Raw genomic sequence first — 11,559 nt, 5'->3', positions numbered from 1 at the left:
CCTGATCTGAGCCTTCAGGTTAGGAGGGGAACGGTTGTCCGTGATCGCACTATCGAGAACTGTCGGAAACTGTCCACTCCTCACCCGCTGACCGTCCTCTGGCAAGATCATGAATGTGGACGCTGCCCGCCGCATCATCGTCGCGCTCGACGTCGACACCGTCGACGCCGCCGAGGCGGTCGTCGCCCGGCTCGGGGACGCCGGCCAGGCGTACAAGATCGGCCTGGAACTGCTGACCGCTGCCGGCCCGGCGCTGGCCGCCCGGCTGGCAGGCGAGGGCAAGGACGTCTTCCTCGATCTCAAGTTGTTCGAGATTCCGACGTCGGTCGCCGGTGCCGTCCGGGCCGCCGGTCGGCTCGGCGCGACCATGGTGACCGTGCATGCCATGGCTGGCACCCGGATCATGGAAGCCGCGGTGCGGGCCGCCGCCGACTTTCCCCGGCTCCGGGTGATCGCGCTGACCGTCGTCACGAGCCTGACCGACGCCGACCTCGCGGACGTCGGCGTGCGGGCCACGACCGCCGAGCAGGTCCCGCGGTTGGCACGACTGGCCCAGCGTGCGGGCTGCCACGGCGTCGTCGCCTCGCCCCAGGAGGCGGCGACCCTGCGCGCACACCTCGGCCCCGGCATGCTGATCGTGACGCCGGGTGTGCGGCTGCGCGCTGAACTGGCCGGTCAGGCCTCCACCGAGCATGCCCGCCCAGCGGATCCGGTCGCCGCCCTCCGGGCGGGCGCCACGCACATCGTCATCGGCCGGTCCCTGACCCGCTCGCCAGACCCCGCCGCAGTGCTCGCCGCGCTCAGTGAGGAGTTGACTCTTTAGCTCGGGCTGCGCGAGCGCATGGGCTACTTCGCCTCTCGAGCCGCCGCGTTCGGGCCGGTCGTCGCCTCAGTTCTCCGAGCGAGCAGATATCCCTGCGGAGTGGCTTCCTGCTCCTGGGCGGGCCGGCCGCCCCAGAACACCGTGGTGAAGCCGGCATCGGTGACCCGGCGCTCCATCTCCTCCGGGGACAGCCAGAACGCATCGAATTCGACGCCGCGGCCGACGCTGCGGCCCCGACGCTGGGGCTTGCCGTCTCCGGCCTTGAAGGCGGTCACCAGATAGCCACCGGGCTTGACGACCCGGGCGAGTTCCCCGAACGCGGCCGCCCTGTCGGCAGGCGGGAGGAAGAGCGACGAATACCAACAGACCGCCCCTGCCAGCGAGGCGTCGTCGAAGGGCAGGTCGCGCAGGTCGGCAACGTCGAAGGCGAATCCCGGGTAGTCCCGTCGCGCCACGCGCACCATCTCCGGCGAAAGATCCACTCCTCGCGGGGACAGCCCGTGCGCTGCCAGGTACGGAGCGAGCCGCCCGGTTCCGCAGCCGACGTCCCCGACGCTGGCACCGAGGCCGGCGGCCACGGTCAACTCACAGAACAGGCTCAGCACCGCCCGCTCGACGGGCTCGGTCTCCAGCGCCCCTGCCAGCAGGTCGACATAGAACTCCGCGAGCCCATCGTGTGCGGCCCTCAACTCGTCAGTCCCGGCATCCATCGACGCACCATAGCGGCCTCGCCCGAGACCGGCGTCGCCCGACCGGGCCGGCTCGCCGCTCCGGGCGCCGCGCGACGCGGTCTGCGCGGTTCGGGCCGCCCTCGGCTGAGCGAAGGCGGCCCGAACGGTTACCTGCTGCGTCAGGCGGCGGGCTTCCAGGGGCCCCGGGGGCCGGAAGCCGTCGGCTTCGCGTTACGGCTCCACCACTTGGCGACGTACTTCTTGCCCCCGTAGACGGCGGTGTCGCCGGCCTTGAAGATGCGCGAGGGCGTCCAGAGCGCGGTGCCGTCCGAGGTGACCGCGATCTCTTCCCAGGCGCCGTGGGGGGAGCCGGGCGGGAGGAAGGCCGTCCACCAGAGGGCGCGCCACGTCGCGCCGTGGTAGCTGACGAGGTCGCCGGCGTGGTAGATCTTCTTGGCGTTCCACTCCGGGGTCGACGGCAGGTTCAAGCCGACGATCTCAGGGTTGTGGTCGGACGCGGCGAACGGGTCGTCGCCGTGGAACAGCATCGTCGCGTGGTAGTTGTAGCGGCTGTAGCCGAACGCCACCGCCTCCTGCGCGTTGATCTGCCACACGTCCGCGCCGGTGACCATGGCCTTGGCGGCCGGGCTGGCGAGCACGTGGTCGAGCGAGCCCGCGAGGCCGTTGTACATGTACGTGTGTTCACTCGGGTCGAAGGTGCTGCCGAGGCTGGTGTAGCCGGCCGCGTACAGCTTCTCCATCGGGTCCTCGTGGGTATAGGCGTTGAAGTCGCCCACCAGGAAGATCCGGTTGGTGCGCAGCGTGTCCGCCGTCTGCGCGGCGAACGTCACCACGGCCTCGGCCTCGCGCACCCGGGTCTCGTTGAAGGCGCCCTGGTTGGCCGCCGGCGACGACTTGTCCTCGACGTCACCGGGGTACAGCGGGGTGCCGGGGCTCTTCGACTTCCAGTGGTTGGCGACCACGAGGAAGGTGTCCCCGTCGCCGGCGCCGGCCTTCTTGAAGCCCTGGGCCAACGGCTGGCGGGCGATCGAGAACGGCTCACCGGGGTCCGACTCGGTCGTCAGCACCACCGACGGGCCGACCGGCGCGACCTGCGCCTTCTTGTAGATGAACGCGGTGCGGATGACGTCCTGCTGGCTCAGCGTGGGCAACTGGTCGGCGGCCGGCGACGGCACGTACGACCACACCGCCGAGCCGGCGGCCGCGTTGAGCGCGTCGACCAGGCCGGCGAGCGCGGTGTCGCGCGGCTCGCCGAACTTGACCGAGTTCTCGACCTCTTCCAGCGAGACGATGCTCGCGCCGAGCCGGTTGATACCGGTGACGATCTTCGACTGCTGGCGCGCGAAGTTGGCGGCGTCCGCCGCGCCGCGGGGGCCGGGACCGCCGTCGGTGCCGGTGCAGCGGTTCACGGTGATGTGGTTGCCGGCCCGGTCGTTGTAGTACGTGCACGTGCCGAGGCCGGCGGCGACGTACCGTTCGCCGGTCATCGGGAAGTAGTTCTGCACGTTGAAGGTGGCCAGGCGCCCGGTGCCGTCGAGCGCGGCCGGCTGCTGCTTGCCGGTGCGCATGTCGCTGAACGTCGCCACGGCCGAGCCGTCGCCGGTGACCTGCGCGGTCGGCTGGAAGTTCCACAGCGAGAACCGGTAGTCGAGCACGACCGGCTGGTGGAACGTCACCTTCGCGCCGACGCTGACCGGGTTGTCCGGGGTGAGCCACGGCAGCGGGCGGCCGTTGTTGGCGCTCGTGCTGTAGTTCGTGGTCGACGCGTCGTCGAGGGTGATCGTGCGGGCGGCGTTGTCGGCGACCGCGGCCTGCGCCTGCGCACTACCGGCGCGTCCGGCGTCGGTCGGCTGGCGCAGCGGCTTGTCACCGGCGGCCAGCGTGAACGAGCCGTAGAAGTTGGCGTCGTAGTTGTCGGTCACGGTGAAGGTGCCCTGCGGCGCGACCAGCTCGCCCTCGTGGGCCTCCTTCTGCGCGTCCGTCGTGAGCTGCGCCCACGGCAGCGTGCTCGCCTTCACGGCCGGCAGCGGCGTGTCGAGCTTCGTCACGACCGGGCCGGTGATCTCGGTCAGGCCCTGGAACTCGGTGACCTTGCCGGTGACCCGCACCGAGTCGCCGACGGCCACCTGCGCGGCCGCCTGCGAGCCGAACACGAACACCGCGTCCGAGGCGCCCGGCGTGGCGTCCTCACCGCCCGCTCCGCCGGTCTCGAGGAAGAAGCCGTTGAAGCCCCCGCTCGGGTAGGCGGCGGTCACGACGCCCTCGGTGGTGACGGCCCGGCCCGCGTACGGGGAGGTGTCGGTGTTGGTGCCCTGGATCTCGGCGATCGTCACGACCGCGGCAGGCGCGCTCACCCGGAACTCGAACGTCGCCGAACCGCTGAGCCCGGCCGCGTCCGTCGCTGTCACGGTCACCTTCGAGGTGCCCGCCGTGGTCGGGGTCCCCGAGACCACGCCGGCCTCCGAGATCGTCAGGCCGGCGGGAAGATCAACCGCCTTCCAGGTGTACGGCGCCGCCCCGCCCGCCGCCTGCAGCGTGAGCGGCGTGATCGCGGTGTCGGTCGTCGCGTTCTGCGTGCCGGGGTTGGTCACCGTCACGGACTCCGGCGGCGTCGTGCTGCCGCCCGAGGAGTTCTGCGGGGTGGGGACGGCCGCCCTGAAGTCGGCGGCGTTGTTGTCGGTGTCCGCACCGGTCGTGGCTCGCTGGTAGCTCAGGACGAGCGAATTGCCGGTCGACGCCGTGCCCTCCGGCGCGTTGCTGGTGCCCCAGCCGATCCGGTCGATGACCGCGGTGTCCGTGGGCAGCACGCCCGAAGCGCCGGCGACGAGGTAGAGGGTGCCACCGGCAGCGCCGGGATTGATGCTGGTGCCGGTGTTCAGATCGGGCGCGGGCAGCGCCGCGCCGGGGTTCGTGCTCGCGCCGTTACCCGGCAACTGGACGAGGAAGTGGCCGTGCGCGGCCACCGACCCCGACAGCGCGAACACCTGCGAGCCGCTCGGCGTACCGGTGCTCGTCGCGGACCGGTACTGCAGAGTGTCCCCGGCCAGCGAGATCGCGCTCGCGGTGGGGTTGAAGAGCTCGACGAACTTGTTGCTGTATGTGGCTCCGGACGAGCCGCCGTTGACGTAGACCTCACTGATGACCAGTCCGGTCCCGGCCGTGTCGGCGAACGCCGGAGCGGCGGTCCCGACGACGGACAACGACAGTGCAACGGTCCCGATTGTTAGACGCCTCATGAGCGCAGGGGACAACGGACCCGACCTCCAAATATGCATGACGCGACTCCCACGAGCGTGGCCCGGCCGACGGACGTCAGCGGCTGACCGAGGGAGGACAGAATGTGAACGGTTGACGACACGCTAGAGCACCTTCGTCGATATGACGAGACCGGCTCACTTCCCGCCCTCCAGTGAGAGGTTTGGATGGCGCCGGGCTTGGTATCTCTCCCGCATGCGACGTACCGGAAATGTCTTGATCATGACAGGCGCCGCGACGGCGGTCGCTGCCACCGTCGTCTCGAAGCGGCGGGCCCGGTCCCGGGCTCGAGATGCCGCGCGGCGGCATGTCATCACGGTGTTCCGCCCGTTCGACGAGCTGGCCGCGGAGCAGATGCCCGGCTCGCTCACCGAGCTGGGCGACGCTGTCAAGGTGAGCCTGAGCGCCGCCCCGGGGGGTCGTGGCACCGAGATCGCGGTCGCGGCGGTAGGCGACAGCGCGTCACCCGCCCGGATCCGCCGCGCGTTGCGGGAGACCCGGTCCCTGCTCGAGGCGGGCGACGTCCTGCTGCCGGCGGGGCCGCCCACCACCGAACCGACACCACTGAATCGGCCACTGCGTGCGGTGACCCGGCACGGCCGCGAAGGAGGCCTACTGTGAAGGCTCTGCAGTGGCAGGGAGTCAACAAGCTCGCCGTCGGCGACGTCCCCGACCCGCAACTGCGCAACCCCGGCGACATCATCGTGAAGGTCACCCGAACCGTCACCTGCGGCTCCGACCTGCATCTCCTTGGCGGCTACATCCCCTTCATGGAGAAGGGTGACGTGCTCGGCCACGAGTTCCTCGGCGAGGTCGTCGAGACCGGACCGGACGTACGGCGGCACCGGGTCGGCGACCGGGTGGTGGTGTCGTCCTTCATCGCCTGTGGCAGCTGCTGGTTCTGCGACCAGGACCTCTACTCGCTCTGCGACAACGGCAACACCAACCCGGCGATCACCGAGACAATGTGGGGCCAGGCGCCCAGCGGATGCTTCGGCTACTCGCACGCCATGGGCGGCAATCAGGGCAGCCACGCCGAGTACATCCGCGTCCCGTTCGCCGACGTCGGCGCCTTCACGGTGCCCGAGGCGGTCAGCGACGAGCGGGCGCTGTTCGCCTCGGACTCGGCCGCGACGGGCTGGATGGGCGCCGATCTCAGCGGGGTGAAGCCCGGCGATGTGGTGGCCGTCTGGGGCGCCGGCGCCGTCGGCCAGATGGCCGCGCGAGCCTCCGTGCTGCTCGGCGCCGACCGGGTCATCATCATCGACCGTTACGACAACCGTCTCGAGCAGGCCGCCAAACACGCGGGTGCGGAGACGCTCAACTACACCCGCGACGACGTGGCCGGTGAGCTGCGGGAGCGCAGCGGCGGCCGGGGACCCGACGTGTGCATCGAGGCGGTCGGCATGGAGGCGCACACCCCAGGTGCGCAATTCGCCTACGACCAGCTCAAGCAGCAGTTGCGCCTGCAGACCGACCGGCCCGCCGCGGTCCGCGACGCGATCCACGCGTGCCGCAAGGGCGGTTCGGTGTTCGTGCTCGGCGTCTACGCCGGCTTCGTCGACAAGTTCCCGCTGGGTGCACTGATGAACAAGGGTCTGACCGTACGCGGCGCGCAGATGCACGGCCAGCGCTACATCCCGATGTTGCTGGAGCGGATGGCCCGCGACGAACTGGTGACAGAGCACCTGGCGACCCACGTGATGCCACTGGGCCAGGCGCCCGAGGGATACCGGCTCTTCAAGGAGAAGGAGGACGGCTGCGTACGGGCGGTATTCCTGCCTCATGCAGCAGCCGGCGCGTAGCCGCCGGATGACCTTCGTCGTTCGGCCTGGACGTGGTGCCGCCCTCGGCGGGCCTCGGGCGGCACCACGTCCGGTCAGACGGTGCGGCGGCGGGAGGTGGCCAGTCCGAGGCCGATCATGCCGATGCCCAGGAAGAAGTGCAGCCAGTCGTCGGCGGTGTTGACCGGGACGAAGTTGGCGGCACTGTCGTGGTCGATGATCAACCCGTAGAGCCAGAGCACGAGGTAGACCGCGCCGCCGATGATGAGGTAGAGACGTGCCGCCGACGCGGTGCGGGCCATCGCCAGGCCCGCGATGCCGAACAGCAGGTGCACGATGTTGTGCAGCACGGACACCTCGAACACGCCGAGCAGTCTCGCGTCGGACTCGTGTCCGGCGAAGGTCATGGCGTCGTAGTCGGTGGTGACGCCGGGGATGAAGCCGAGGACGCCGACGAGCAGGAAGACGGCGCCGACCGCGAGCGTCGCGGTCTGCACGAGTGAGCGGTGGGACGCTGAGCGCGCCTGAGCGGTGGACATGGATCGAACACCTCCGATTAAGAGCGGCAGGGGAGGCGCGTACCCCTTGCGCTCGTGACCATGCATAACAGTGGCGCCTCTCCTGTCCCGCGGTCGTGCTCGGTTCTCCACATGGTGCAGCCGTGCCCGCCCCACGGGGTCGCTCACCCGCTCGGCCTCGGCGAAGTACGCGTCACGATCCGCCGCCTGTCTCCGTCACGACGCGCCGCCTGTCTCCGGGGCGCGGGTCGCGTGCTTGTCGCCGACGGGGGAGGTGGCCGGGGACGGCTCGGCGGGGAGGTCGCGGCGTTCCAGCGGCCGGTTGGCCGGGCCCTGGATGACGGCGCCGTCGATGCCGAACCGGGAACCGTGACACGGGCACTCCCACGCCGTCTCGGCAGCGTTGAAGTGCACGAGGCAGCCGAGATGGGTGCAGCGTGCGGATACGGCATGGAGGCCACCGTCCGGGTCGCGGTAGGCCGCGCAGTGCTGGCCGCGTACCCGGACGACCGCGCCGTTGCCCGGTTCGATGTCGGCCGTCGTGTCGGCATGGGACGGCCGGACCCGGTCGCCCAGGAAGTGGCCGGCGACCTTGGCCTGCAGTTTCAGCATCGATCCGGCCTCGCGGGCCAGATTGAGCCTGCGGGGGTCGTACAGGTGGGCCCACGGCGGCTCCTCGCCCGTGAGGGACCCGGCGAGGAGCTGGCCCGTCAGCACGCCGGTGCTCATTCCCCAGCCACCGAACCCGGTGGCGACGTAGACGTTTTCCGTCCCGGGATGAAAGCGTCCGATGAACGGCACCCGGTCTGTCGTGGTGTTGTCCTGGGTCGCCCACCGGTAGGCGATGCTGGTGCCCGGGAACCGTTCTCGCGTCCAGGCGATGAGGCGTTCCCAGCGCCCGGCGACATCGTCCGCGCCGGGAGTGAAGTGCTCCCCGGTGACGATCAGTAGCCGTCGCCCGTCGCCGTACGGGGCGGTGCGCACCGAGCGGGTGTTCTGGTCTGGGGTGATGGAGACGCTATCCGGAGCCAGCTCGGCGGGAATCGCGCCGGCGACCACCAGCTCCCGGCGCGGTTCGAGGCGGGCGAACAGCAGGGCCCGATCGAACACAGGGTAGTGCGTGGCGATCACCACCTGCCGAGCGGTGATCGTGTGCCCGAGCTCGGTCCTCACGCGGCACGGGTCGCCGTCGTCGAGTCCGGTCGCGCGGGTTCGTTCGAAGATCTGCCCGCCGCGGCTCGTCAGGTCCTCCGCCAGCGCGAGCAGATATCTACGGGGGTGGAACTGGGCCTGATTCTCCACCCGCACGGCGCCGGCGACCGGGAACGGCAGGTCGGTGTCGGTGACGAACGACGCCGGGAGTCCCGCCCCGGCGGCGGCGTCGGCTTCGGCACGGATGGCGTCCAGTTCGCTGGGCGACTCGACGTAGGTGAACGCCGGCACGCGTTCCAGGTCGCAGTCGATGCCGAGCCGCGACGCCACGGCGGCGACCCGCTCCACGGCCTGATGCTGTGACTCTGCGTAATGGCGAGCCGCGTCGGGGCCGAAGGATGTGCGTACCTTGTCGTAGATCAGCGTGTGCAGCACCGACAGCTTCGCCGTGGTGTAGCCGGTGACGCCCGCCGCGATCATGTCCGCCTCCACCAGTGCGACGGTACGGCCGGCCTCGGTGAGCTCCCACGCCGTGCTCAGGCCGGCGATACCGCCACCGACGACGAGCGCGTCGACGTCCAGGTCACCGGCCAGCGCCGGGTAGGCGGTCGCCGGGGTGGAGTCCATCCAGTACGACTCATCCGCGATAGTCATGGGCGTCGGACTACCCCCAGGCGCAGCAGCTAAGCGGACGGCGGAGGGACGTTAGTCCGGGGCTGGGTGGTGGCGGGCCAGGGCGGTGAGCGCGACGTGCAGCTCGGCCGTGGGCAGGGACGCGTCCGGGTCCTGGAACCAGCGGGCGATCGAGGCGCCGCCGGCCACGCTGAGCAGGAATCGAGCGAGCTCTTCGGCCATCGGCGATGTTCCCGGGACGGAGAACACGGACCCGAGCGAGTCCGCCAGCCACCGGCGTAGCGCCAGCCGGTACTGCGAGAGTTCGGCTCGCGCCGCCGTGCCGGCGCTCTCCTCGAGCATGCTGATGCCGACGAGCAGGCGAAGGTCCTGCGGGTGCCGATGGAACAGCTCGTCCACCGATTCCAGAAATCGGGTGAGCCGCCGGGACTCGTCCGGGCCGGAGACGGTGGCGGGCGGAAGGCCGGCCAGCAAGGCGTGCCGGGCTCGCCGCAACACGGCGAGATAGACCCCCTCCTTGCTGCCGAAGTGCCAGTAGATGGAGCTGGCCGGCAAGCCGCAGGCGACCGAGATACGGGAGATGGACGTGGCGGCGTACCCGTGTCGGGACATGAGGGTGGTCGCCGCGGAGAGGATCGCCTCGCGCGACGGTGTCACGCGCTCACCGGCCGCCGTGTCCTGCATGGAATGACCATAAGGCGCGGGCGGGGTTGTCACCATCCGCAAGGGCGTAGACGCACATCGATCTGTCTGGAACGCTCGTTACAGAGATGGCCCGTCCACGACGTCTGCAAGGAGTTCCGATGGACGATCGCGCCGTACTTCCCGTACTTCCCGTACACCCCGTTCCCGCCGATCTGGAGCGGCGCCCCGACCCGTACCCCTGGCTGAACCACCTGCGGACCGAAGGTCCGGTGCAACGGATCCGGCTGCGAGACGGCAGCGACGCCTGGATGGTCACCCGCCACAGTGACGTCCTTGCCGCCGCGGGAGACCCGCGGTTGTCCAGCGACCCGCGCCGGCTCACCGCGCAGCCGGGCCGCTCGACCCGTATCGCCGGCGGCAACGCGTTACCTTCCATGCTGACCACCGACGCGCCCGACCACACCAGGCTGCGCCGCCTGGTGTCGCGGGCGTTCACCGCCCGGCGGGTCGAGACACTGCGACCGCGGGTGCGCGATCTCGCGCGGGAGCTGCTCGACCCGATCGTCCCCCGCGGTCACGCCGACCTCGTCGCGGAGTTCGCCTTCCCCCTGCCGGTGGCCGTGATCTGTGAACTGCTCGGCGTGCCCTTCGCCGACCGCGCCTACTTCAGCCGCCAGAGCTCCGACCTGCTGCGCCCTCCGGTGGACGCGGCCGCTATCGCGCTCGCCGACGCCGCCCGTGGCCGGCTGCGTGACTACCTCGCCGACCTGGTGGCGAGCAAGCGGACGGGCCGCGCCGACGACCTGCTCAGCGACCTCGTCGCCGCCGGCGAGGAGCAGCGGCTCACCGATGAGGAACTCATTTCGATGGCCCTGCTCCTGCTGGTCGCCGGCCACGAGACCACGGTCAATCTGATCGGTACGGGCGTGTGGCTGCTGTTGCAGCGGCCGGCTCATCTGGAAGCGCTGCGCACCGATCCGCAGTTGCTTCCTTCCGCGGTCGAGGAGTTTCTCCGTTTCGACGGGCCCGTCATGACCGGCGTGGCGCGATACACGACGACGGATGTGGAGATCGGCGGCATCACCATCGCGGCCGACCAGATCGTCATCCTGTCCACCGGCGCCGCCAACCGCGACCCGCAACGTTTCGAGCGCCCCGATGAGGTCCGCTTCGACCGCGCGGACAATCCCCATGTCGCGTTCGGTCACGGCCCGCATTTCTGCCTCGGTGCGGCCCTGGCCAGGGTCGAGGCGGTGGAGGGCATCGGCGCGGTGCTCCGGCGGCTCCCCGGGCTGACCGCGGCGACCGCCCCGGACAGCCTTCGGTGGCGGCCCAGCGTGCTCCGCGGCCTCCAGGAGCTTCCGGTCACGTTCGACCCCCGCTCCGCGCGTTAGGGGGTGGTCAGGGGATGTCCCCCTTGCCGGGACCAGTGGTGCTCTCCTTACAGTAGGTACATGGCACCGGCGCGATCCCTCCACGAGATCATCACGGGGTTGACCGGCGACGCCGGGACCCCGGGCGACCTCGCCGCCGTGCTGCGGGACGGCGGGCACACGGACCTGCCGGAGGAACTCCTCGCCGAGGCCGTGGTGAGCTTCGCCGACACCGCCCGGGCCGAGGTCGCCGAGCATCTGGCTCCGTTCGTCATGGCGCACGGTCCGATCGTCGAGGGCGACACCGCTGCCGGCGATATCGGCCAGTTGCCCGATCTTCTCGCCACCGCTCCCGCGGCGGCACTCGACGAGAGCTCGACCCTGGCGATGCCGGAGATCGACCCGCCCCTCGGGGCCGGGGACGACGAAACGCGCCGTACGGACGAGCACAGCGCGGACGAGCACACGTGGGCGCCGCTGGACACGGACTTCGGTCACGGACACGGCCTCACGGAGGCGCCGGTGGACGACGTCGCGTCCGGTGCCGTGGCACCGGACGCGGAGCCGGTCGGGTACGCCGATCTGCCGGAGCTGGACAACGTGGCGCCGCCGGCGGACGAGCTGTGGGCGGCGCCCTCGCTGCCCGGCGACGCCCCGGAGATCGACGACATCGACGGCGACTGA

The 11,559-nt window shown here is 70.8% G+C and carries 10 protein-coding genes; 5 read left to right on the top strand and 5 right to left on the bottom strand.

What is annotated here, in order from left to right:
* Positions 1-115 precede the first annotated feature (115 nt).
* A complete protein-coding gene (gene pyrF / locus EDD30_RS06270) occupies positions 116-823 on the top strand; it encodes an orotidine-5'-phosphate decarboxylase (protein WP_123678112.1) in 708 nt (235 codons plus the stop codon).
* A gap of 23 nt (positions 824-846) precedes the next feature.
* Here the strand turns inward: pyrF and EDD30_RS06265 are convergent, their stop codons facing one another.
* Both EDD30_RS06265 and EDD30_RS06260 read right to left on the bottom strand, forming a co-directional pair.
* On the bottom strand, positions 847-1,533 hold the full coding sequence (locus EDD30_RS06265; protein WP_071802884.1) for a class I SAM-dependent methyltransferase: 687 nt from the start codon (positions 1,531-1,533) through the stop codon (positions 847-849).
* Positions 1,534-1,673: 140 nt separating this feature from the next.
* Entirely contained in the window at positions 1,674-4,751 is a 3,078-nt protein-coding gene (locus EDD30_RS06260) for an ExeM/NucH family extracellular endonuclease (RefSeq protein ID WP_071802883.1), read from the bottom strand.
* Between the two features lie 241 nt (positions 4,752-4,992).
* On the opposite strand from EDD30_RS06260, the gene EDD30_RS06255 reads away from it, so the two are divergent.
* Positions 4,993-5,391, top strand: a complete 399-nt coding sequence (locus EDD30_RS06255; RefSeq protein ID WP_244945144.1) for a hypothetical protein — start codon at positions 4,993-4,995, stop codon at positions 5,389-5,391.
* Positions 5,388-6,575 carry a zinc-dependent alcohol dehydrogenase gene (locus tag EDD30_RS06250; RefSeq protein WP_071802881.1) on the top strand — a complete coding sequence of 396 codons (1,188 nt, stop codon included), beginning with the start codon at positions 5,388-5,390 and terminating at the stop codon, positions 6,573-6,575. Before EDD30_RS06255 ends, EDD30_RS06250 begins: the two co-directional genes overlap by 4 nt.
* Positions 6,576-6,649: 74 nt before the next feature.
* Here the strand turns inward: EDD30_RS06250 and EDD30_RS06245 are convergent, their stop codons facing one another.
* The 3 genes from EDD30_RS06245 to EDD30_RS06235 form a co-directional block, all read right to left on the bottom strand.
* A complete protein-coding gene (locus tag EDD30_RS06245; protein ID WP_071802880.1) occupies positions 6,650-7,093 on the bottom strand; it encodes a DUF4383 domain-containing protein in 444 nt (147 codons plus the stop codon).
* Between the two features lie 195 nt (positions 7,094-7,288).
* Positions 7,289-8,878: an FAD-dependent oxidoreductase gene (locus EDD30_RS06240; RefSeq protein WP_084556061.1), complete on the bottom strand. Its 1,590-nt coding sequence runs from the start codon at positions 8,876-8,878 to the stop codon at positions 7,289-7,291.
* A gap of 51 nt (positions 8,879-8,929) precedes the next feature.
* Positions 8,930-9,541: a TetR/AcrR family transcriptional regulator gene (locus EDD30_RS06235; protein WP_071802878.1), complete on the bottom strand. Its 612-nt coding sequence runs from the start codon at positions 9,539-9,541 to the stop codon at positions 8,930-8,932.
* Between the two features lie 119 nt (positions 9,542-9,660).
* Here EDD30_RS06235 and EDD30_RS06230 point away from each other — a divergent pair, with 119 nt between their 5' ends.
* Positions 9,661-10,896: a cytochrome P450 family protein gene (locus EDD30_RS06230; RefSeq protein WP_071802877.1), complete on the top strand. Its 1,236-nt coding sequence runs from the start codon at positions 9,661-9,663 to the stop codon at positions 10,894-10,896.
* A 60-nt stretch (positions 10,897-10,956) separates the two neighbouring features.
* Positions 10,957-11,559, top strand: a complete 603-nt coding sequence (locus tag EDD30_RS06225) for a hypothetical protein (protein ID WP_071802876.1) — start codon at positions 10,957-10,959, stop codon at positions 11,557-11,559.

Source organism: Couchioplanes caeruleus (assembly GCF_003751945.1).
Lineage (GTDB): Bacteria > Actinomycetota > Actinomycetes > Mycobacteriales > Micromonosporaceae > Actinoplanes > Actinoplanes caeruleus.
This window is presented reverse-complemented; position numbering and strand designations above follow the sequence as displayed.

Bases quoted from the DNA above. Each gene is read 5' to 3' on its own strand.
- EDD30_RS06265 (WP_071802884.1), bottom strand. From the start codon at position 1,533: ATGGATGCCGGGACTGACGAGTTGAGGGCCGCACACGATGGGCTCGCG.
- EDD30_RS06260 (WP_071802883.1), bottom strand. From the start codon at position 4,751: ATGAGGCGTCTAACAATCGGGACCGTTGCACTGTCGTTGTCCGTCGTC.
- EDD30_RS06255 (WP_244945144.1), top strand. From the start codon at position 4,993: ATGACAGGCGCCGCGACGGCGGTCGCTGCCACCGTCGTCTCGAAGCGG.
- EDD30_RS06245 (WP_071802880.1), bottom strand. From the start codon at position 7,093: ATGTCCACCGCTCAGGCGCGCTCAGCGTCCCACCGCTCACTCGTGCAG.
- EDD30_RS06240 (WP_084556061.1), bottom strand. From the start codon at position 8,878: ATGACTATCGCGGATGAGTCGTACTGGATGGACTCCACCCCGGCGACC.
- EDD30_RS06235 (WP_071802878.1), bottom strand. From the start codon at position 9,541: ATGCAGGACACGGCGGCCGGTGAGCGCGTGACACCGTCGCGCGAGGCG.
- EDD30_RS06230 (WP_071802877.1), top strand. From the start codon at position 9,661: ATGGACGATCGCGCCGTACTTCCCGTACTTCCCGTACACCCCGTTCCC.
- EDD30_RS06225 (WP_071802876.1), top strand. From the start codon at position 10,957: ATGGCACCGGCGCGATCCCTCCACGAGATCATCACGGGGTTGACCGGC.